This is a genomic window from Stenotrophomonas sp. YAU14A_MKIMI4_1 (assembly GCF_003086855.1).
Taxonomy (GTDB): domain Bacteria; phylum Pseudomonadota; class Gammaproteobacteria; order Xanthomonadales; family Xanthomonadaceae; genus Stenotrophomonas.
Genome location: NZ_CP025998.1, coordinates 2,363,095 through 2,382,954, shown reverse-complemented (window position 1 = coordinate 2,382,954; position 19,860 = coordinate 2,363,095). Strand labels below are relative to the sequence as shown.

The 19,860-nt window shown below is 67.5% G+C and carries 20 protein-coding genes; 7 read left to right on the top strand and 13 right to left on the bottom strand.

Annotated elements, in window-relative coordinates:
• Nucleotides 1–144 precede the first annotated feature (144 nt).
• From C1931_RS10980 to C1931_RS10965, 4 genes are read right to left on the bottom strand one after another with little or no spacing between them, the layout of a single operon-like run.
• A complete protein-coding gene (locus tag C1931_RS10980; protein WP_108756359.1) occupies nt 145–531 on the bottom strand; it encodes a DUF2894 domain-containing protein in 387 nt (128 codons plus the stop codon).
• Nucleotides 521–1,159 (bottom strand): OmpA family protein, encoded by a 639-nt coding sequence (locus C1931_RS10975; RefSeq protein ID WP_108753269.1) that lies wholly within the window; start codon nt 1,157–1,159, stop codon nt 521–523. The genes C1931_RS10980 and C1931_RS10975 overlap by 11 nt, the downstream gene beginning before the upstream one ends.
• Nucleotides 1,156–3,387 (bottom strand): DUF802 domain-containing protein, encoded by a 2,232-nt coding sequence (locus tag C1931_RS10970; RefSeq protein ID WP_108756358.1) that lies wholly within the window; start codon nt 3,385–3,387, stop codon nt 1,156–1,158. The genes C1931_RS10975 and C1931_RS10970 overlap by 4 nt, the downstream gene beginning before the upstream one ends.
• 10 nt (nt 3,388–3,397) lie before the next feature.
• The gene (locus tag C1931_RS10965; RefSeq protein ID WP_108756357.1) at nt 3,398–4,051 is read right to left on the bottom strand and encodes a DUF3348 family protein; all 654 of its coding nucleotides are present in this window, start codon (nt 4,049–4,051) and stop codon (nt 3,398–3,400) included.
• A gap of 143 nt (nt 4,052–4,194) precedes the next feature.
• On the opposite strand from C1931_RS10965, the gene C1931_RS10960 reads away from it, so the two are divergent.
• Complete coding sequence (locus C1931_RS10960) at nt 4,195–5,115, top strand: M14 family metallocarboxypeptidase (RefSeq protein WP_108756356.1); 921 nt, start codon at nt 4,195–4,197, stop codon at nt 5,113–5,115.
• Between the two features lie 48 nt (nt 5,116–5,163).
• Here the strand turns inward: C1931_RS10960 and C1931_RS10955 are convergent, their stop codons facing one another.
• The 7 genes from C1931_RS10955 to C1931_RS10925 all read right to left on the bottom strand — a co-directional run bounded on the left by C1931_RS10955 (nt 5,164) and on the right by C1931_RS10925 (nt 10,278).
• Nucleotides 5,164–5,691 (bottom strand): hypothetical protein, encoded by a 528-nt coding sequence (locus C1931_RS10955; RefSeq protein ID WP_108756355.1) that lies wholly within the window; start codon nt 5,689–5,691, stop codon nt 5,164–5,166.
• Between the two features lie 58 nt (nt 5,692–5,749).
• Nucleotides 5,750–6,043, bottom strand: a complete 294-nt coding sequence (locus C1931_RS10950) for a hypothetical protein (protein WP_159095480.1) — start codon at nt 6,041–6,043, stop codon at nt 5,750–5,752.
• A gap of 19 nt (nt 6,044–6,062) precedes the next feature.
• A complete protein-coding gene (locus tag C1931_RS10945) occupies nt 6,063–7,184 on the bottom strand; it encodes a type IV secretion system protein (RefSeq protein WP_108756353.1) in 1,122 nt (373 codons plus the stop codon).
• A 42-nt stretch (nt 7,185–7,226) separates the two neighbouring features.
• Nucleotides 7,227–7,964 (bottom strand): hypothetical protein, encoded by a 738-nt coding sequence (locus tag C1931_RS10940; protein ID WP_234412807.1) that lies wholly within the window; start codon nt 7,962–7,964, stop codon nt 7,227–7,229.
• Between the two features lie 310 nt (nt 7,965–8,274).
• Nucleotides 8,275–8,613 (bottom strand): hypothetical protein, encoded by a 339-nt coding sequence (locus tag C1931_RS10935; RefSeq protein WP_108756352.1) that lies wholly within the window; start codon nt 8,611–8,613, stop codon nt 8,275–8,277.
• A complete protein-coding gene (locus C1931_RS20515; RefSeq protein WP_234412806.1) occupies nt 8,610–8,966 on the bottom strand; it encodes a hypothetical protein in 357 nt (118 codons plus the stop codon). The genes C1931_RS10935 and C1931_RS20515 overlap by 4 nt, the downstream gene beginning before the upstream one ends.
• A 439-nt stretch (nt 8,967–9,405) precedes the next feature.
• Entirely contained in the window at nt 9,406–10,278 is an 873-nt protein-coding gene (locus C1931_RS10925) for a LysR family transcriptional regulator (RefSeq protein WP_108756351.1), read from the bottom strand.
• 109 nt (nt 10,279–10,387) lie between these two features.
• Here C1931_RS10925 and C1931_RS10920 point away from each other — a divergent pair, with 109 nt between their 5' ends.
• The 5 genes from C1931_RS10920 to C1931_RS10900 all read left to right on the top strand — a co-directional run bounded on the left by C1931_RS10920 (nt 10,388) and on the right by C1931_RS10900 (nt 15,004).
• The gene (locus C1931_RS10920; protein ID WP_234412805.1) at nt 10,388–11,578 is read left to right on the top strand and encodes an MFS transporter; all 1,191 of its coding nucleotides are present in this window, start codon (nt 10,388–10,390) and stop codon (nt 11,576–11,578) included.
• 40 nt (nt 11,579–11,618) lie between these two features.
• Entirely contained in the window at nt 11,619–12,482 is an 864-nt protein-coding gene (locus tag C1931_RS10915; protein ID WP_108756349.1) for an alpha/beta hydrolase, read from the top strand.
• Between the two features lie 101 nt (nt 12,483–12,583).
• Complete coding sequence (locus C1931_RS10910; RefSeq protein ID WP_108757737.1) at nt 12,584–13,564, top strand: MBL fold metallo-hydrolase; 981 nt, start codon at nt 12,584–12,586, stop codon at nt 13,562–13,564.
• Between the two features lie 32 nt (nt 13,565–13,596).
• On the top strand, nt 13,597–14,421 hold the full coding sequence (locus tag C1931_RS10905) for an alpha/beta hydrolase (RefSeq protein ID WP_108756348.1): 825 nt from the start codon (nt 13,597–13,599) through the stop codon (nt 14,419–14,421).
• Nucleotides 14,422–14,512: 91 nt separating this feature from the next.
• Entirely contained in the window at nt 14,513–15,004 is a 492-nt protein-coding gene (locus C1931_RS10900) for a hypothetical protein (RefSeq protein WP_159095479.1), read from the top strand.
• A 404-nt stretch (nt 15,005–15,408) separates the two neighbouring features.
• On the opposite strand, the gene C1931_RS10895 is transcribed toward C1931_RS10900, so the two are convergent.
• Together C1931_RS10895 and C1931_RS10890 are read right to left on the bottom strand one after the other, a co-directional pair.
• Nucleotides 15,409–17,739 carry a TonB-dependent receptor gene (locus C1931_RS10895; protein WP_108756346.1) on the bottom strand — a complete coding sequence of 777 codons (2,331 nt, stop codon included), beginning with the start codon at nt 17,737–17,739 and terminating at the stop codon, nt 15,409–15,411.
• Nucleotides 17,740–17,824: 85 nt separating this feature from the next.
• Nucleotides 17,825–18,286 (bottom strand): MarR family winged helix-turn-helix transcriptional regulator, encoded by a 462-nt coding sequence (locus C1931_RS10890; RefSeq protein WP_234412804.1) that lies wholly within the window; start codon nt 18,284–18,286, stop codon nt 17,825–17,827.
• 68 nt (nt 18,287–18,354) lie between these two features.
• Here C1931_RS10890 and C1931_RS10885 point away from each other — a divergent pair, with 68 nt between their 5' ends.
• Nucleotides 18,355–19,845, top strand: coding sequence for an FAD-dependent oxidoreductase (locus tag C1931_RS10885; RefSeq protein ID WP_108757736.1), 1,491 nt, complete (start codon nt 18,355–18,357; stop codon nt 19,843–19,845).
• The last annotated feature ends 15 nt before the right edge of the window (nt 19,846–19,860 follow it).

The window sequence follows — 19,860 nt, the reverse complement described above, 5'->3', positions numbered from 1 at the left end:
GGCCGCCGATCCCCGGTAGGTGCCCACCTTGGTGGGCACGCGGGCGCCGCACGTGCCAACCAAGGTTGGCACCTACCAAAAGCGGGTCAATTGGCACCCATCAAAAGCGGATCAAATCGCGTTTTGAAGTTTGCGACGGGCCGGTCAGCCTGCGGTTCGGGGTTTGCGCGTGCGCTTGGGCTTTGCCGCATCGCTGCTGCTGGCTACGCCGTCCTGCAACGCCTGCAGCCACGACAACGTATCCACGTAATCAATGAAATGCCGCAGGTAGCCGGGGCTGGCGCCCTGCATGGTGTCCAGCATGCGCTGCACCAGCACCGCCGAATTCAGCGGCCCGCCGTCGGCCGGGGCCTCGGCGCGCAACGATCGCTTTACCTGCAGTTCGCTGCGCAGGGCCGACCACTCGCGGCGCACCGTTTCCACCATCGGCACCTGCGGGTAGTGTTCGCGCGCGCGCGAACCGGCATCCAGATCGCGCACCAGGGCACGCAACCCGTCACGCGCAGCGGTGGTGGCCGGCTTATTTGCCATCGCCAGCCTTCGGCTTGGGAATCGGCGCGATCTCCACGCGGCGGTTGCGCGCGCGGCCGGCTTCATCGGCGTTGGAACTGACCGGCTGCTCACTGCCGAAGGCGGCGGCGAACACGGCATCGGCCGGTACGCCGTCGGCAATCAGGGTACGGGTCACCGTCAGCGAACGCTGCGCGGACAGCTCCCAGTTGTCGGCGAAGCGTCGGTTGCCATCGCGGATCGGCGCATCGTCGGTGAAGCCGCTCACCATCAGGATTTCATCGCGCGAACCCAGATAGGCCGACAGCGGGGCAGCCAGGCTGCGCAGCAGTTCCTGGCCTTCCGGCTGCAACTGGTCCGAGTTCAACGCGAACAGCACGTTGCCGCTGATGCCGATGCGGCCATCGACCAGGGTCACCCGTCCGGCAGCCAGCGGCCCAGCCAGTGCCTGTTCCAGCGTCTGCAGCCGCTTGGCCTCGGCCTGGCGCTGCTTCACTTCGGCGTCCAGGCGTTGCGACAACTCCAGCTGCACCGCTACCACGCCCACCAGGATCAGCACGAAGGCGCCCAGCAGCACCGACATCAGATCGCCGAAGGCGGCCCAGATCGGGGCGTGCGAACCGCCATCGACCTCCAGTTCGTCGCTCATGCGCTGCCGGCCTTGCCACGGCGCGCGGCCAGCTGCTGCAGTTCGTCCATCACCTGCTTCTGCGACAGCAGGCTCAGGTCGACCACTTCACGGGCCTGGGCCACGTAGTAGGCCAGCTGTTCATCGCTGCGTGCCAGCGAGGCATCCAGCGCGCCGCCAATCTGTTCCAGGCGGCCGGACAGCTCTGCCGCTGCGCTGCCGAACTGTTCCACCGCCGCGCCGAAGCTGCCGGCCAGCTGGCCCACGTCGCCGGCGCTGCCGCTCAGCTGCGCGGCAATGCCATCCAGCTTGCCGGTCTCGGCGGCAATGTGGTCGGTGAAGCGGCTGCCCACGCGTTCCAGCAGCTCGGCCGAACCGCCTACCAGTGCGTCCACCGCGCTGCGCTGTTCGTGCGAGGCATGGTTGATGGCCTCCAGCAGGGTCTGCACGGTGGCCAGCAGGTGGCCGCGTTCTTCCAGCACGGCGTTGTCGCGTACCAGGCTTTCCGACAGCGTGTTGCGCAGTTCGTTGATGACTTCGGCGGCGGCCTTCGGTGCCTGCGCGGCGGTCTGCAGCAGGGTGGACACTTCGGCCAGGGTGGCGCTGGCCTGCGCGCGGCCGTTGTCGCCAATCTGCTGGGCCGTGTCGGCCAGGGTCTGGCACACGGTCTGCTGCTGCGCGGTCAGGTCGGCAGAGGCTGCCTGCAGTGCATCGGTCCAGCGCTGCAGGCGCTGTTCGTCGCTGGCCTGCAACTGCGCCTGCAGGGCGGCGTGGGCCTGCTGCAGATCGGCGCTGACTGCATCCCAGCGCGCCTGGCGCTGCTGTTCGCGGGTGTCCAGGCTGGCCTGCAGTTCGGCATGCGCGGCGGCCGCAGCGGCCTGTGCGCCGTGCCAGTCCTGCGTACGCTGCTGCTCGTGCGCCTGCAGCAGCGCCTGGCTGTCGGCGTGGCGTGCATCCAGCGTCTGCAGCAGGGCCTGCGCCTGGGTGTGCAGGGTGTCGTTGGCGCTCTGCAGCGCCTGCTGCTGGCGCTCGGCCAACTCGCGGTTCAGCGCGTGCTGCTGCTCGGCGGCCGTGCGCCAAGTGTCGGCATGGCGCTGGGCATCGCCCTGCAGGCGCTCACCCAGGCTGGCCAGCAGCGTTTCACTCTGGCGGGCCTGGCCGTCGCTGAAGGCCTGCAGGTGCTGCCGCAGTTCGGTCACCAGCGCCTGCTGGGCCTGGGTCTGCTCATCCACCACGCGCGCCCAGCTGGCCTCGGTAGCCACGCGGCTGCGCTCGAAGCCATCGGCCAGACCGGCCAACTGCTGCTGCACGGCCTGTTCGACGCGCACATGCAGCGCCTGGCCGTGGTTGGCCAGACCGGCCAGCGTGGTTTCGGCCAAGGGCTGCAGGGCGCCGCCAATGGCGCTGGCGCTGGCTTCGGCACCTTCGCGCAGCGATTGCTGCAGCGAGACCGCCAGCCTTTCCTGCAGCGCCTGGCTCTGGGTCAGGAACTCGCCCTGGCCGGCCAGCAGGCGCTCGTTGGCGGCACTGCTGTGCTGTTCGAACGCACGGGTCATGTCCTGCAGGCGGTCCACCAGTGCGGGCAGGGCGGTGGACTGCGCCTGCAGCAGGCGCAGCGATTCGGCACGCTGCCAGGCCTGCGAATGCGGGTGCAGGTCGCCAGCGATGGCGCGGTCCAGCTGCTGCACGGCCTGCAGGCGGTCGCGGCGCAGCAGGGCGGCCAGCAGACCCAGCATGGCCGAACTGGCCACACCGGCAATGGAGGTGCCGAACGCCACGGCCAGACCCTGCACCGGCGACGCCAGCGAACCGCGGATGGCGGCCACGTCGGTGGCGCTCTGCAGGGCCAGGCCGGTGCCGCGCAGGGTGTCCATCATGCCCAGCAGGGTGCCCAGCATGCCCAGCAGCACCAGCAGCCCCACCAGGTACGGGGTCAGCACCGGCGCGGGCAGGGCGGTGCGCTCGCCTTCCACGCGCAGGCGCACGGCATTGCGCAGGCCGGCCGGCACGCGCTCCAGCCACGGCTGCAGGCTGTCCTTGGCCATCGACAGATCGGCCAGTGCGGCACGCAGGCCGTTGCTGGCCTGGCGGTAGCGGTACAGCTCCACGCCACCGGCCACGTAGCAGGCCGCTATAACCGCGGCCACCAGTGCGCCCAGCGGATGCACGGCCACATAGCCAATGCCGATCCAGCACACGGCCAGCAGGCCCACAAGGAAGACAACGACGGGGAAGACGGTTCTGGACATGGTGTTCCGGTCAGTGGGGGCGCAGGGCTGCAAGCAGCCCATGAATCGGGTGGAAGCGCAGTTCAAGCTCGGCCAGCAGCAGGCTGCGCATGTCATTCCTGAAGGGAGCGCGCCAGCCGGGTTGGCCATGCACGCGCTCGAAGCGCGCGCCCAGCACGGCCGGGGCGGTGGCCAGCAGGGCGTGTTCACGCGGGCTCAGGGTCTGTTCCATCACCGCGTCGACCTCGGCCAGCCGCGCCAGTTCGGGCGTGGTCTGTACCAGTTGGTCACGCAGGCGGCCGCGCAGGCGGCCGGTGGCGGTCTGCATCGCCCGTTGCAGCACCAGATAGCGCTGCCGCAGCGAGGCGAAATTGGCGGTGGCGGCCGCCTCGGCCAGGTCCAGCAGGCGCTCGGCCTCGGCATCCTCGTTCAGCGACGCCAGCAGGCTGGTCTCGGCCTGGGCGCAGTCGGCCAGCAGATCGTCCAGCGCTTCGGCCGGCTCGGCCGGCTCCGGCAGGCGGCCATCCAATGCCCGGGAAAGGGCCACGGCACGGCTCCAGTCCACCCACTGGCCGAGGCGATCGGTCAGGGCAGGACTGGTGGCCGGCATCGCGCCGTCACTGAGACGGGCGAGCAGACGGAGAAAGTCCGGTCCGCCCAGGACCGGCTGCACTGCGTTCGCCATCAAGGGGTTGGGGGCCAAAACCGTTGATTTTACAGCCAGATGACCCCGCACGTATGAAAGGGCCGGCGGCATGCCGCCCGCGCCCGGCGGCGGGCGTACAATGGCCGGCTGCACTACCGCACCTGAATCCACTGGAGTTCCGCATGACCCTGGCGCAGTTTTACCCCATCGGCACCCCCGGCCAGCCCTGGGGCGATGCTGAACGCGCACAGTGGCGGGCCCGCCAGCAGAAGCAGCGCAGTTACCACGACGATGTGGTGGCCGAGCTGGAACGCCTGGACGAGCGGTTCGACGTGGTGCAGTACGGCCAGCTGGATTACGCGCCCGACCATTACCCGCTGTTTGCGGTGGTGAACCACGACTGGAACCCGGCCCTGCCCACCGCGCTGGTGACCGGCGGCGTGCACGGCTACGAGACCAGTGGCGTACATGGCGCCCTGCAGTTCCTGCAGGAGCAGGCCGAGCGCTACCTGGGCCGCTACAACCTGATCGTGGCGCCCTGCGTCAGCCCCTGGGGCTACGAGCGCATCCAGCGCTGGAACCCGGACGCCATCGACCCGAACCGCAGTTTCCGTGACGGCGGCCAGATCGAGGAAGCGGCGGCCCTGATGCATTGGCTGGCCGAGCGCAAGCCGAACATCCGGGTACACCTGGACCTGCACGAAACCACCGACAGCGACCTGCACGAGTTCGACCCGGCACGCTGCGCCCGCGACGGCAAGCCGTTCGAGCGCGACACGATTCCCGATGGCTTCTACGTGATCGGCAACAGTGAAGACCCGCAGCCGGAATTCCAGAAGGCGCTGATTGCCGCGGTGGCGCCGATCACCAATATCGCCCCGGCCGACGCCGAGGGCAACCTGGTCGGTCTGCCGCTGCAGTCGCCGGGCGTGGTCTGGGGCGAATCGCGTTCGATCGGTGCCTGCGCCGGCTTTACCGATGCGTTGTATGCCACCACCACCGAGGTCTACCCGGACAGCCCGCGTACCAACCCGCAGGAATGCAACGACGCCCAGGTGGCGGCGGTGTGCGCCGGTCTGGATTTCGCGCTGGCCGCGCCGTAACTCGGTAGTGCCGGGCCATGCCCGGCGAGCGGGACAGGGCCGCCCGGCCTAGCAGCTGGGCACTTCGTCCGGGCGCGGTGCCAGGGCCAGGGCCGGGGGTTCGTCGGCCACCGCAACGAACAGCGCGTTGTAGCCGCGCATGTCGCAGTCCACGCCGGTGCGGTAGGAATTCAACACCAACCGTACCGGGCCGCTGAAGTAGTGCTGCTGCTTCAAGCCAGCTTTGCGCTGGGCCGGCGACAGCAGCGCGCTGATGATCGTGTCGGTGTTGCGGATCCAGATCTCAGTGACCGGGCCACGGCCCGCATCGTGCGGCAATCGCCGCTGGCTGGCCGCGTCCGGTTTCAGCACCACCCGGTAGCCGCCACCGAAGCCCTCGCTTTCCGGCTCCCAGGCGACCTGCAGCGTGCCCGATACGGTGGCGCTGCCGCTGAAACGGGTTTCGTTCGGCGCGACAAAGACCGAACGCTTGAAGGGCGACGGTTCGGAGGAGATGAATCGCGCCTCCTGGGCCTGGGCATTGGCTGCACCCAGGGCGAATGTGGCGACCACGAACAGCAGGGCGTGTGCTTTCATGCGGCGGGCCGGGGCAGGGGCGATCTGCTGCGCACACTAGCACCGCACTGGCCTGCGGTCACTCGGTGGCGACGCCTGCGCCCTGCGGCCCGTTCGGGAACGCTTTCGGGCAGACCCGTGCGAACTGCAGGGCCGAGATCGGGTTGTAGCAGTAGATGTTGGTGATGGTGAAGGTGCCGGTGGCCGGGTCGACGGGTGCCCAGCAGTCGCTGGGCACGCCAAGGGTGCAGAACAGGAAGGGGTTGTCGTTGTAGTAGGGGATGGGCTCGTAGTAGTTGTCCGACTGCGCCCCTGCCGGCAGGGGGAGCAGCTGCAGCAGCACCAGCATGCAGATGCTGCGTGTTCTCTTCATTGCAGGTTCTCCCATTGCTTCACAGCATGCGGCTGCTGTCATGGTGGGCATTGCCGCGAAGGCCGGTTGCTTCCGGCAACGGCGACGGCGATGCGGCGAAGGCGCCCATCGGCAGCGCGTCCTGCGCTGCCACGGCTGGCGTTGCTGCCGGTGCCGGCGCCGGTGCCGGAGACAGCCCAGGTGAGCCCGACGTGCCCGGCGGCGGCGTCGGGCTGGCAAACGGCGAATAGGCCATGAAGGCGGCCATGTTGCCCTGCCACATGGCCGCGCCGATGGTCGGGGCCGTGATGATGAGGGCGGTCATCAGCAGCCCGATGCCGCCTTGTTGCAGTGCCTGCGATGACAAGCCTTCGCCAGTGTCAATCGGGATCAGCTTCACCACCCAGTAGGTGGCGGCCACTTTGGCGGTGAACTTCAGCACCATGGCTGACACCACCGACAGCAGGGACATGGAAAACAGCGTACCCAGCACGTAGAACAGCCACTTCTTGAACAGGTCCTTGGTCTGCTCGAACATCAGGGCGAGGATGAAGATCGGCCCGATGCCCATCAGGAAGGCCATGGTGAACTTGAACAGCAGGAGCATGGCACCGGCCGCCATGGGCGGGCTGGCGGTACCGAAGCTGGCCAGCTGCATGGCGCGGCCCTTCTTTTCGATCAGCTCCGGATCGCTCTCGTCCACGTGGATGGCGTCCAGCGCGGACAGCGCCAGCTGCGTGTACATCAGGTTCTCGTCAATCGCATCGGCCGCACCGCCGCTGCGCTTTCCGGTAAACAGCTGGTGGATCTCCTTGTCCAGGTTGTCGGTAACCGCCTTGTGCAGTGCGGTACCATTGGCGCCTGCGGCGGTGGCGGCCATGAGTACCAACGCCACTTTTGCCGCCCGCCCCATGATCGCCATGGCTGACTGCTGCGATCGCCCGGCGGCGAGCGCGTAGCCCTGGAGCAATACCCAGAAGGTAGTGAGCGTCATTGCGGTGAAGGTGACCCAATGCGCGGCGCGGCGGGTGAGCTCCAGCCCGAATTCGGCGATCTCCCTGTCGAAGTAGTCACTCACCAGCCGGAAGAACAGGAAGTTCCCCGGCGTGATGTCTGCAAGAAGCGGTAGGCCGAACGCGGCGCTGTCAACGAATCCATTCATGCCATCTGTCCATGGGTGGGGGGAGAGAAAAGCGCCGAGCCCTCAGTTCGACAGCGCTCGTTCCAGCACGGCCGCCTGCACCAACTGGCCCAGCAGGCTGGGGGGCTTGCCGTCCAGCGCCTGGCGCGCCAGCTGCGCCCGTTGTGCGGTCAGACCTTCGATGTAGCCGTCGTAGGCCTTCATCTGGGCCTGCCAGTGCTGCAGGTCCATTTCGTTCTGTGCAGCGAAGCGGTGGACTTCGTTGTCATTGGCGGCCAGCTTGCCCTGGCTGTTGCCGGTCTGGCTGCGCTGGCTCTGGATGGCCTCGAACTGCTGGTTGCGCTGGACCAGCCGATCGAGCATGCGCACGGTGGCGTTGTACTGGATGTTCCTGGCCTGCACGATGCGCGCGCAGATGCGCGTCTGCTCAGTCGCCGCATCGCCGCCGATGCCTGACAGCAGGTCGCCGAGCCTGCGTGGGAAACCGCCAATGCCGCGCGCTGCTGCGCCGGGGCAGCGCTCGTGCAGCTGGTAATCCTCTTTGCGCTCGGAAAAGCTGTCGGTCATCACCGAATCGGTGCGCGGCAGTGGATTAAGCTGGATCAGCTGCTGTTTGTAGTGTTCGACCTGCTGCTTGTAGTGCTCGGCCTGGCGCTTGTACTGCTCGATGGCCTTGGCCATCGACTGCGGGTCGTTCACGGTCCAGGTGGCATGCGCGGGCCCGGCCAGCAGCAGCGTGGCAACGGCGGCACACGCCAGCAGGCGCAGCGCGCGGGAACGAACGGGTGAGATGCGGGTCATGGCAGTCCTTGCAAACCGGGCGGGGTACCTGCGGTTCCAGCGCCGTGCGATCACGGCTCCTTCCGCGGTGCCCACATTCCATTGCCGGGCCACGAGGGCGGTCAATCAGAAACCTTGCACCTCGTGTCGCATGTGACTGGTGGCGCCGTGCCGACGGCAGCGGGAATGAAGACGCGGCACGGATTTGCGGTAGTTCAGCCGCCGCAGCTCGCAGACGACATGCCGCTCAACAGCCTGTGGAAGCGGCGCCCTGAATCTGTCCGTTCGCGCCATCGCGCGCGGGAATGGCCGCGCGCGATGGCGCCAGAGGCTAACCGTTGAACAGTTCCTTCCCGCAACGCGGGCATTCACCGGTGGCCAGCGCGCGTTTGCCAAACCTGCCCAGCAGATGGCGCGAACAGGCCGGGCAGACCAGTCCGTCGGGCAGCGGGCGGTGGCGTGGGTTGTGCAGCAGGATGTGGGCGAGCAGGCCCAGCAGCACACCCAGATGCAGCAGCGTGGGCAATGGCTTCAGGTGCAGGGGTGTTATCGAAAGCAGCAGCGACGGCACCGTTGCGACAATGCCGAACAGCCAGAGGTGCTTGATCAGGAACTGCTTTTCCACGGCACGGAAGGCTGTCTGCAGGTAGCGGAGGCGGCCGCGGGTCATGGCTGTGCGCCTGCGCCATCGCCGTGCAGGCGATCACCGACCTGCGCGCTCAGCGCCACGCAGGCCATCATCAGCCCTTCCATCACGCGATCGCCCAGGCATTCCTTGTCGTTGCCGCTCTGCCGCACGCGTTCGGCAGCCAGCAGCAGTTCCTGCACCACGCGCAGGCCGGCCACGGCGCAGTCGGCGTCGGCCAGTTGCACCCGCCGGGTCGGCAACGGGTGCTGTTCGGGCCAGGGGTGGCCATTGGCGGCGGCGGCGCGGCCGATACGGTGCAGCGTGGCGGCGAAGGTGGTGGGGTCGGCGGCCGCCGGGCGGGCAGGGCGCAGCGGCGAAACATCAGGCGTGGTCATGGCGTGGCTCCGAAAGGGGCAAGCAACAACCGCCACACAAAAGGTGGCGGGCGGTACGCGGTTCGAATCCGGATGACCTCAAGCCGGCGGGCGCGAACGCCCCCGCGCACCGCCCGCCATGGCCGGCAGGCGGATTGCCAGCCGACGCCGCACACGGCGGCGCCGACTGGCAAGCGCAATCACTCAAGATCACGACGGGATTCGAAGCCCGGCCATCCGTTTTCGATGGCCCGCCATCTGTAACCGCGGTGATGCCGAATGCCAATCAGAAAAGTTGAAGAACGCATTCTGATAGCGACGCTTTCGGCATTGTCGCAGGCTGTTAAGTAACCGCTATCCAAAGTGGCGCGTGGCGCTGCACCCAGCCGGCAATCTGCGACACAGTGCCGGATAGAACACCTGCACTTACACCCCGTAACGTGGCATTTGCGACAACGCCTTAGCCCAGCGCGTCCTGCACCGCCGCCACGAACGCGCGCACTTTCGGCGGCACCCGGCTGGCGCTGGGGTAGACCGCCCAGACATCCAGCGGTTCGGGCACGGCATCATCCAGCGTGATCGCCTGCACATCGCCACGCGCCAGCGCATCGCGCACATACCACTGCGACAGATTGGCGATGCCCAGCCCGCCCGCGCAGGCTTCATACACGGCTTCCACCGAACTGGCCGTCAGCCGGCCCGCCACCCGCTGCCGCAGCGGCTTGCCCTCGCGCAGGAACGCCCAGTGGCGGGTGCCGCTGGCGGCCAGGCACTCGTGCGCGGCCAGGTCGGACAGCAGTTGCGGCTGCCCACGCTGTTGCAGGTACGCCGACGACGCGATCAGCACGCGCGGGTTGTCGGCCAGGCGCCGCGCCACCAGCCGGTTGTCGCGCAGCGGCGCAATGCGGATGGCCACATCAATCCCCTGGGCGACGATATCCACCTGTTCGTCGGTGGTGTGCAGATCCACGTGCAGGCGCGGGTGCTCGGCCATGAACGCCGGCAGCAGCGGCGCCACCACCCGGCGCCCGAATGCGGTGGACGCGGTGATGCGCAACTGGCCGCTCAGGCCGCCGCCATCGGGGTGCAGATCCGCCAGGGCATTGGCCTGGCCTTCCAGCAGCGCCTGCGCGTAGGGCAGGAACACCTCGCCATCGCTGCTGGGCGACAGGGAACGGGTGGTCCGGTGCAGCAGGCGCGCACCCAGTTCAGCTTCCAGCGCCCCCAGGCTGCGCGAGGCCGACATGGCGGTCAGGCCCAGCTTGCGCGCCGCGCCGGCCAGGCTGCCCACGCGCACGGCTTCCACGAACACCTGCACATCGCTCAGGTTCATTGTAACGATTTCCGTTTGGCTGGCCTAACTGATTGGCAGTCTACTGCATGAATCGATACGCGCTCATAGTTTCGCCACGCCCACTCCGGGTGCGAACCGAGCCCGATCCATGAGCACTGCAACGTCACCAGCACAACCCGCCGCGCTACCGGCCCTGACCCCGGCCCTCACCCTGGTGATGGCCCTGTGTGCGGGCCTGGCCGTGGCCAACATCTATTACAACCAGCCCATGCTGGGCCTGATGCAGCGCGAGCTGCCGGGCACGCTGACCGGCCTGGTGCCCACCGCCACCCAGCTGGGCTACGCGCTGGGCCTGTTCGCGCTGGTGCCGCTGGGCGATCGCGTGGAGCGCCGCCGCCTGATCGTGGTGCAGTTCAGCCTGCTGGCCGTGGCCCTGGCATTCACCGCGCTGGCGCCCAGCGGCGCCCTGCTGCTGGCCGCCTCGCTGCTGGTGGGGGTGACCGCCACCGTGGCCCAGCAGATCGTGCCGCTGGCCGCCGCACTGGCCGCGCCCGAACGCCGCGGCGCCACCATCGGCATCGTCATGTCCGGTGTGCTGTGCGGCATCCTGCTCAGCCGCACCCTGTCTGGCGCGGTGGGCGACCACGCCGGCTGGCGCGCCATGTTCTGGCTGGGCGTGCCGCTGGCGCTGGGTGCGGCGGTGCTGGCACGCACGCTGCTGCCGGTCAGCCAGCCCACGCAGGGCGCAAGCTATCCGGCGCTGATGCGTTCGCTGGTGGGCCTGTGGCGCGAACTGCCGGTGCTGCGCCGTGCCGCCATCACCCAGGCCTTGCTATTTGCTGCGTTCGCCGCGTTCTGGACCACCTTGTCGCTGCGCCTGCCGCAGGTGAATGCCCACTACGGCGCACAGGTGGCGGGGCTGTTCGGCATCGTCGGTGCGGTCGGCATCCTGGCTGCACCGCTGGCCGGCCGCATTGCCGACCGCCGTGGCCCGCACCTGGCCATCGTCGCCGGCAGCGCGCTCACCCTGCTGTCGTGGCTGCTGCTGGGCCTGTGGCCGTCCATCATCGGCCTGGTCGTGGGCTGCGTGCTGCTGGACCTGGCGGTGCAGGGCGTGCTGGTTTCGCAGCAGCACGTGGTCTACGCACTGCGGCCCGAAGCCCGTTCGCGGCTCAACACGCTGTTCATGGGCTCGATGTTCCTGGGCGGTGCCGCCGGTGCCGCAGCCGCCAGCTGGGCCTGGTCGCTGGATGGCTGGCGTGGCGTGGTGGCGCTGTCGATTGGCCTGGCAGCGCTGGCCACCGCACTGCAGCTTGGCACCCGCGCCGCAGCGCGCTGAACAAATCTCTCATCTTCCCCCACGTTGAAAGGACACCCTGATGAACCCGTTCGTCAGCCACACCGTGCGTGCCAATGGCATCCGCCAGAACTTCATCGACGCCGGCAATGGCGCCCCGGTGGTACTGCTGCACGGCTTTCCGGAAACCAACTACGCCTGGCGCCATCAGATTCCGGTGCTTGCGGCCAACCACCGGGTGATTGCGCCCGATCTGCGCGGCTACGGTGAAACCGAGAAGCCGGCCACTGGCTACGACAAGCGCACCATGGCGCAGGACATCGTGGCCCTGCTCGACACGCTGGGCATCGACAAGGTGGCGCTGGTCGGGCACGACCGCGGCGCCCGCGTGGCCACGCGCCTGGCCAAGGATCACCCGCAGCGCGTAGACCGGCTGGTGGTGATGGACAACGTGCCCACCCGCATCGTGGCGCGTGAGCTGAATGCCTCCATCGCCAAGGCGTACTGGTTCTTCCTGTTCCACCTGGTGCCGGACCTGCCCGAAGCGCTGATTGCCGGCAATGAAGCGAAATGGCTGCGCTGGTTCTTCTCTGACTGGGCCTACGACCCGGCCGCGATCAGCGGCGAAGCCTTCGACACCTATGTGCGCGCCTACAGTGCGCCGGGTGCGGTGCGCGGGGCGATGTCGGACTACCGCGCCAACGCAGTGGATGTACAGCAGGACCTGGAAGACGCGCACGTGCGCATTGCCTGCCCGACGCTGGCCCTGTGGGGTGCGGAGTTCGAGGCGGTGGGGCGCATGTTCGACATGCCGCAGGTCTGGGCGGAAATGGCCGAGAACCTGCGTGCGGTTGCCATCGAACGCTGTGGCCACCTGCCGCATGAAGAACGCCCGGAGGTGGTGAACGGCCTGCTGATGGAGTTCCTGCAGGACTGGAGGGGCTGATGGACAGCGCTGTTGAAAACGCGGCTGCACACGGTGCAGTACACCGCCAACTATCTCCGGGCCCATCGGCCTTTTCGTTCAACACACGCAGGAATGCAATGATGCACAAGACACACACACTTGCGGCCGCACTGTTGCTGGCCGCTGCCTCGGCGCTGCCGATGGCCGGCATGGCGGCCGAACCCGCTGCGGCGGCCGTGCAGCAGCCGCAGCAGGCACCGGGCTTCTACCGCATGCAGCTGGGCACGTTCCAGGTGACCGCACTGCTGGATGGCACGCACCTGTTCCCCGTGGACCAGTTGCTGCTGGGCGCGCGTCCCGGTGAAGTGGATCGGCTGCTGGCCCAGCAGTACCTGAAGGCACCGGTGGAAGGCATGATCAACGCCTTCCTGGTCGAGCAGGGCGACCGGGTGATGCTGGTCGATACGGGTGCCGGCGATCTGTACGGCGCCGAGGGCGGCGGCCTGGTGGCGGCTCTGCGGGCATCGGGGCATAGCCCGGCCGATGTGGATGACATCTTCATTACCCACCTGCATGAAGACCATGCCGGCGGCCTGCTGCGTGATGGCAAGGCAGTGTTCCCCAATGCCACGGTGCATGTGGCCAAGCGCGAGTTCGACTTCTGGACCAACAGCCGCAACCAGGACCAGGTGGGGCCGCTGCAGCGTCCGTTCTTCGCCGCCGCGCAGAGCGTGCTGGCGCCGTATCGTGCGGCCGGGCGCGTGCAGACCTTCGAACCGGCAGGCCAGGACCTGCTGCCGGGACTGCGTGCCATGCCCGCGCCCGGCCACACCCCCGGCCACAGTGTCTACCTGCTGCACGATGCCGATCAGGCCATGCTGTTCTGGGGTGACACCGTGCATGTGGCGGCGGTGCAGTTCGACGACCCGCAGGTCGCCATCCGCTACGACTGGCAGAGCACCCAGGCCATTGCTTCGCGCGATGCGTTGTACCAGCAGGCGGTGGCCAGTGGCTGGTGGATCGCCGCGGCGCACATCTCCTTCCCCGGCATCGGCCATATCGCCGAAGGCGCGCCGTACCAGTACCGCTGGGTGCCGGCCAACTACACGCTCAATCGTTGAACCACTTCCCCCAACCATATACAGGATCCGACATGACCAATTTCGTTGCTGCCCAGGATGGCACCCAGATCTTCTACCGCGATATCGGCAGTGGCCGCCCGATCGTGCTCTCGCACGGCTGGCCGTTGAACAGCGATGCCTGGGACCCGCAGATGCAGTTCCTGGCCGACGCCGGCTTCCGTGTGGTGGCGTATGACCGCCGCGGGCATGGGCGCTCGGACCAGCCGCCCGGCGGCTATGACATGGACACCTTCGCCGATGATCTGGCGGCGGTGATGCAGGCCCTGGACCTGCGCGATGCGGTACTGGTGGGACACTCGATGGGCGGCGGTGAAGTGGTGCGCTATGTCACCCGGCACGGTACCGATCGCGTTGCCAAGCTGGTTCTTCTGGGTGCCATCACACCGCTGATGGGCGCCATCGACGGCCATCCCGAAGGCGTACCGAAGGCGGTGGCCGACGGGGTGAAGCAGGCCGTGCTGGACAATCGTTCACAGCTGTACCTGGACTTCCCGACAGCGTTCTTCGCCATGGGCCAGGGTGACGTGCCGCATAACGCGGGCTGGCAGATGGCGTTCTGGCAGCAGGGCATGAGCGGCGCGCTGCATGCGCAGCTTGCCTGCGTCGATCAGTTCTGGGGCACCGACTTCCGCGCAGAAATGGCGTCGATCACGCTGCCGACGCTGGTGGTGCACGGCAGCGGCGATGACATCGTGCCGCTGGACACCACCGCGCGTCGCGCCGTCGAGATCCTGCCCAATGCCACCCTGGTGGTGTACGAGGGCGCGTCGCACGGTTTCCCGGTCACCCATCGGGATCGCCTGAACGCCGATCTGGCCGCATTTGCCTACGTCTGAGTGCACGTGGAAGCGTAGAATTCCTTCGCCGTTGGCGCCAGCATGCGCAGTGCCAGCGGCAAGGAACCCCACTGCAAATGGAATGTAGGTAATGAACGTAACTCCCTCCTTGTCGCGTGCACGCCGCACGCGCCTGAAGCTGCTGGCCCCGCTGCTGGCTGTCGCCGCCGCTGCACCGGCCGCCCACGCCTTGAACGCCAGCCAGTGGCAGGCCATTGCGCCGTCGCTGCAGGCCGCGCTGGAATGCCGCGCCGCCCCCGATACCAACAACGCCGCCTGGAAGGCGCTGCCGCGCGAAGAAGACGGCAGCCTGAAGCCGATCACCCCGGCCGCCGGGTTCACCCTGTTCGGTCTGCCGGTGAAGGAAATCACCGCCTACATCGACGATAGCGATGGCATGGGCCAGAGCTACACTGCCGAACTGGGCGCCAGCGTTGCCGCCGTGCGCAAGGCGGCCAAGCTGGATGCCGGCGGTGGCCGCGAGACCAAGCTGGGTTCGCTGATGGTGAGCGAAGGCAGCCCGGTTACGCTGACCTGCACCGTGCCGGGTGAGTACGACGAGCGCGACTACCAGGAAAACTGAGCGCGGTAGACCCTGCCGGGGTGGCGCAGCGCATGTGCTGCGCCACCAGCAGCAGGCTGACACCCGCCGACGCCGCCAGCAGCCGTGCCAGTGGCAGGCTGCTGGCATCGGCAGGCAACTGCGCCCACAGCAGCAACGCGGCGCCAGCGCTGGCCAGTACCGGCGCCACTGGCGCCTGCCCAAGCGACAGTCCGCGGCAGAGCTGGGCGACCACGCCTGCACACACCAGCGGTGTGCACAGGCCACGCAGCCCGGTGCCGCTTGTGGCCCAGAGGGCGTGGGGCAGGTTGCCCGGCATCAGCTGCGGCAGCCAGGCCGCGCAGAGCACGGCCACGAAGTAACCTGCGGCCGCCCCGTGCAGCAACACGTGCGGCCTGGATGGCATGTACACCTTGCTGCCGCCCTTACAGCTTCACGTTCAGCCCGATCTGGAAGCCGCGCCCCGGCAAGGGGGCGATGTACTTCAGCGGCGAGTTGTGCGGTCGCGCCTCTTCGTCCAGCAGGTTGCTGCCGTTGACGAAGACCTCCAGCGCCGACACATACGCATTGCGGATCGGGAAGGTATAGCTGACCTGCATATCGACCAGGGTGAAGGCAGGCAGTGGGATTTCCTCGCTCACGTTCCGGCCCAGGTACTGCTGGGTGTCGTAGTAGGTGCCGGACAGGTGTGCCTTCCAGCCGCCGCGCTGCCAGGCCACGTTCGCACCGTAGCGGTTGGTGGGCATGTTGGGCAGGTACTGGCCATCGTTGTGGGCGCGCAGTGAGTCGGGGTGGTCGGCCTTGTTTTTCACCAGATCGGAGAACGCCGACAGCTGCAGGCTGCCGTAACGCCCCAGTTCCAGTGCCTGCGACACATCCACCTCAAAGCCCTTCACCGTGGTGTCAGTCTGCTTCCAGTATTTCAGCGGCAAGCGGTTGGCAGTCTGCAGGCCGGAATAGCCCAGGTAGAGATAGTTCTCGTACTTCATCTCATACGCGGTGGCCGTGGCGTCGAAGCCCGCATTGCTGAAGGCCAGCGTGAACTCCAGGGTCTTGGCGCGCTCGGGTTTCAGCGCCTGGTTCCCTTCCTCCTGGGTCATGGTGGAGTAGTGCGCGTTGCTGGCGTAGAGCTCGTTCACGTCGGGGGCGCGCTGTGAATCGGCGTAGCGCAGGGTTGCCGCGAACCACTTGCCGAGCGTGAAGTAGCCACCGGCGCTGTAGCTTTCCAGATTGAAATCGCGGTCTTTCAAGCTGCCATTGGGGGAGTTGCGGCCGCTCTGGAAGCGGCTGACCTGGATTTCGTGATCGATCTTCTCGTGCCGGTAGCCAGCATCGAAGGTGGCCCACGGCAGGGTCAGGGTCTCCTTCACGAACAGCGCTTTTGCCTGCGTATCCACGTCGGGCAGGTAGCGTTGCGGGCCACTGCCGGTAATGGAACGGGACTGGTAGCTGGTGCCCAGCTGGCCGGTCAACGCACCTACGCGGCGATGGTTCAGGACAAGCTCGCCCTGGTAGGTGTCAAAGGCGTACTGGTTGGCCTTGCTGGCGCCCAGGTATTCGCCTGCGGTGCTGCTGAGCTTGGACAGATTCACTTCGGCGCTGTCCAACAGCGGCAGCGGCTCGCGCACGTTGGCCAGCACCGTGTAGGTGTCCTGCTGCAGCTTCACGCCCACCGGGCGGCCCTGGCTGTAGTCCGAGCCGAAGGACAGGTTCTCCATCGAGAAGCCCGGTACGCCGTATTCGCTGTCCTTGCTGTCGATGCTGGCGGCCACGTAGCCGCGATCAAAGAAGTAGGTCGAGCCCGCGGCAAGATGGGTATTGCGGAAGTAGCTGTTGCCCAGTGTGCCGGAGTAGTTCGGCGTGACATCGCGGTCGATCTGCTGCTGCACGTACGACGGCGTGCCCTGCACGTACTGCGGGTTGGCCGGGTTGACGTAGGTCTTGCCCATCCACACGGATGTGGGCTGGTTGGTGAAGAAGGAGAAATCACCGTCCGCCCAGTCGGGGTTCTCGGTCATGAACTGGTCGATGAAGGGTTGCGAGGCCTTGTTGTAGACCCGCTGCACGCGCGCTTCCTTCTGGCAGGCGTCGGCCAGTGCGCTGTTCACACCACCAGCGGCAGGAAACAGCTGGCTGTCGCACACGCTGGCCTTGCTGTTGCCGGGAATGTCGTAGTGGGAGATGCGCTGCACCGACATCTGCAGGTTGGTGGACACATTCCGCTGGTTGTTGAAGTTCATGCGGAAACCCTGCGCATCGGCGGCATTGAAGCCCTGGCGCAGCAGCAGTTCCATTTCCTGGTCCTTGGTTTCCATCTGCCGCGAGATGAGCCCGGTATCGACGTTCACGCTGCCGCCGATGGCATTGCCGCCGTAGCGCACGCTGTCCGCGGACCTGTTCACCGATACCTGCTTCACGAACAGCGGGTCGAACGGCACGTTGATGTTGCCGCTGATCGCATTCATGCCGAGGATCGAATGGCCGTCTTCGAGCAGCTGCACGCGGTTGCCGCCCAGGCTGCGGATGACCGGCGCGCCAGCATTGGGCCCGAACGCGCTGCTCTGCACGCCCGACACGTGTTCCAGCATCTCGCCCAGGGTGCGGTTGGGCGCATCGGTGTTTTCGACGACCACCACCGAATCAACCTTGGAAAGGCGATCGGCGCGGACATCCAGCGTGGGCAGCGTGGTGTTTTCGGCGGCGCAGGCGCCATGGACAGCAAGCAGTACAGCAACGGCAAGAACGTGACGACGCATACATCCCCCTGAAAAAGAGGCGGGATGTTATAACATCACATTGGAGGCGACAAGCAGCCGTTGGCAGGGCCTGCGCGGGTGCAGGTCAGGGCGCCATCGATTCGAGTGCTGCAGAGAACTTCGCCATCAGGCGCACCAGGTCCTTGACGTCCTGCGGCTGCCACGTGGCGAAAATGCCGGCCGCGATGCGCGCACGCGCTGCATCCAGGTGGTCGGTCATCGCCTTGCCCTTCGGCGCGATCACCGCCTCGCGCATGCGCCGGTCGGCGGGGTTGCCCTGGCGGGTCACCAGCTCCTTGGCCACCAGCTTGGCCACCTGGCGGCTGATGGTGGTGTAGTCGCGGCCCAGCCGGTCGGCCAGTTCGACAACGCCAATCGGCCCGACCCGTTCAATCACCACCAGCAGGCGAAACAGGGCCGGGTCCAGGGTGATGCCGGCTTCCTTGATGAGTCGCAGGTCGTTGGCCGGGCGGTTCATCACGCTCACGATGCCCAGCATGGACAGGTGCAGCGACTTCAGGTCCGCCGAGATATGTGTATCTTGCACGCGCTTTTGGGTGGGCATAGGCTGCTCCTGAAATATGTGCATCCTACACATATATGTGGGTGGTCGAAATGAAGGCGTCAACTGAAGTACTCATCTGTGGCGCAGGTGCCGCAGGCCTGGCCCTGGCCATTGAACTGGCCAGGCGCGGCGTTGCCATACGCGTGATCGAGCAGCGCGAAGCGCCCTTCCAGGGCTCGCGCGGCAAGGGCATCCAACCGCGCAGCCTGGAGATCTTTGAAGACATGGGCGTGGTCAACCGCCTGTTTGCCGTCGGCGGTGCCTACCCGCCAACCCGCACGCATCACCCGGACGGCAGCAGCACCGATGCAGTGATGCTGGAGGCATCCCGTGCGACCGTAGCCGAGCCCTATGGCGTGCCGTTGATGGTCCCGCAGTTCGCCACCGAGCAGGTGCTGCGCGCACGCCTGGCCGAACTGGGCCACCACGTGGCGTTTGCCCATGTGCTGCGCGACTTCGAGCAGGACGCTGACGGGGTCACGCTGCAGCTGGATACCCCGGTGGGCCCGCAGGCGCTGCGCGCGCGCTATCTGGTCGGCGCCGATGGCGGCCGCAGCACGGTGCGCCGGGTCCTGCAGATCGGATTCCCTGGCAAAACGCTGGGCGTGCGCGGGGTGGTTGCCGATATCAGCCTTCAGGGCCTGCCGCGCGATGCCTGGCACACCTTCAACGAGCACGACCCGCAGCAACGGCTGATGCTGTGCCCGCTGATGGGAACGGCGTTGTTCCAACTGCAGGCACCGGTACCGCTGGAAGGCGAGGTGGACTTGTCCGCCGCCGGGCTGCAGGCGATGGTGCAGCTGCGCTCGGGGCGCGATGACATCGTGGTGCAGCAGGTGCACTGGGCATCGGCCTACCAGATGAATGCGCGGCTTGCCGACTGCTACCGCAGCGGCAATGTGCTGTTGGTGGGCGACGCGGCCCACACCCATCCGCCCACCGGCGGGCAGGGCTTGAACACCAGCGTGCAGGATGCCTACAACCTGGGGTGGAAGCTGGCAGCGGTGCTGCGCGGCGCGCCGCCTGTGCTGCTGGACAGCTACGAGCAGGAGCGCCGGCCGATAGCCGCCGCCATGCTGGGCCTTGCCACGAGCCTGCTGGAGCGCGCACAGCAAGGGGACCACCGGCGCGGGCGCGAGGTGCAGCAGCTGGATCTGCAGTACCGCAGCTCGCCACTGACCCTACCGGCGGAGGCGAGCATCACCAAGGTGCTTCCCGGCGATCGCGTCCCGGATGCGCGGCTGCAGGGCGCGGGCGGTCAGCCGGCACGGCTGTTCGATCTGCTGCGCGGCACCCATTGGACGCTGCTGGGCCACGCCACGGACCGGCACAGCGTTGTGCCGCGTGCCGGGCTGCAGGTGCATGTGCTGGGCGCCCAGGGCGAATGGCGGGACGTGCACGGCGACGTTGCCGCGGCGCTGGACCTTGCCGAAGGCCATTGGCTGCTGATCCGACCCGATGGCTACGCATGCGCGCTGGGTGCGGCGGCCGAGGTGGAGCGCGTGCTCGCCCGATTCGATGCCTGCATGCCGGCGCGCTGACGCAGGGGCGTTGGC

Excerpts from the sequence above, each read along its gene's own strand:
- C1931_RS10915 (WP_108756349.1), top strand. The coding sequence starts at position 11,619 with ATGAACCCGTTCGTCAGCCACACCGTGCGTGCCAATGGCATCCGCCAG.
- C1931_RS10955 (WP_108756355.1), bottom strand. The coding sequence starts at position 5,691 with ATGAAAGCACACGCCCTGCTGTTCGTGGTCGCCACATTCGCCCTGGGT.
- C1931_RS10910 (WP_108757737.1), top strand. The coding sequence starts at position 12,584 with ATGCACAAGACACACACACTTGCGGCCGCACTGTTGCTGGCCGCTGCC.
- C1931_RS20515 (WP_234412806.1), bottom strand. The coding sequence starts at position 8,966 with ATGACCACGCCTGATGTTTCGCCGCTGCGCCCTGCCCGCCCGGCGGCC.
- C1931_RS10975 (WP_108753269.1), bottom strand. The coding sequence starts at position 1,159 with ATGAGCGACGAACTGGAGGTCGATGGCGGTTCGCACGCCCCGATCTGG.
- C1931_RS10935 (WP_108756352.1), bottom strand. The coding sequence starts at position 8,613 with ATGACCCGCGGCCGCCTCCGCTACCTGCAGACAGCCTTCCGTGCCGTG.
- C1931_RS10940 (WP_234412807.1), bottom strand. The coding sequence starts at position 7,964 with ATGACCCGCATCTCACCCGTTCGTTCCCGCGCGCTGCGCCTGCTGGCG.
- C1931_RS10900 (WP_159095479.1), top strand. The coding sequence starts at position 14,513 with ATGAACGTAACTCCCTCCTTGTCGCGTGCACGCCGCACGCGCCTGAAG.
- C1931_RS10895 (WP_108756346.1), bottom strand. The coding sequence starts at position 17,739 with ATGCGTCGTCACGTTCTTGCCGTTGCTGTACTGCTTGCTGTCCATGGC.
- C1931_RS10945 (WP_108756353.1), bottom strand. The coding sequence starts at position 7,184 with ATGAATGGATTCGTTGACAGCGCCGCGTTCGGCCTACCGCTTCTTGCA.
- C1931_RS10980 (WP_108756359.1), bottom strand. The coding sequence starts at position 531 with ATGGCAAATAAGCCGGCCACCACCGCTGCGCGTGACGGGTTGCGTGCC.
- C1931_RS10920 (WP_234412805.1), top strand. The coding sequence starts at position 10,388 with ATGAGCACTGCAACGTCACCAGCACAACCCGCCGCGCTACCGGCCCTG.
- C1931_RS10905 (WP_108756348.1), top strand. The coding sequence starts at position 13,597 with ATGACCAATTTCGTTGCTGCCCAGGATGGCACCCAGATCTTCTACCGC.
- C1931_RS10950 (WP_159095480.1), bottom strand. The coding sequence starts at position 6,043 with ATGAAGAGAACACGCAGCATCTGCATGCTGGTGCTGCTGCAGCTGCTC.
- C1931_RS10965 (WP_108756357.1), bottom strand. The coding sequence starts at position 4,051 with ATGGCGAACGCAGTGCAGCCGGTCCTGGGCGGACCGGACTTTCTCCGT.
- C1931_RS10960 (WP_108756356.1), top strand. The coding sequence starts at position 4,195 with ATGACCCTGGCGCAGTTTTACCCCATCGGCACCCCCGGCCAGCCCTGG.
- C1931_RS10970 (WP_108756358.1), bottom strand. The coding sequence starts at position 3,387 with ATGTCCAGAACCGTCTTCCCCGTCGTTGTCTTCCTTGTGGGCCTGCTG.
- C1931_RS10925 (WP_108756351.1), bottom strand. The coding sequence starts at position 10,278 with ATGAACCTGAGCGATGTGCAGGTGTTCGTGGAAGCCGTGCGCGTGGGC.
- C1931_RS10885 (WP_108757736.1), top strand. The coding sequence starts at position 18,355 with ATGAAGGCGTCAACTGAAGTACTCATCTGTGGCGCAGGTGCCGCAGGC.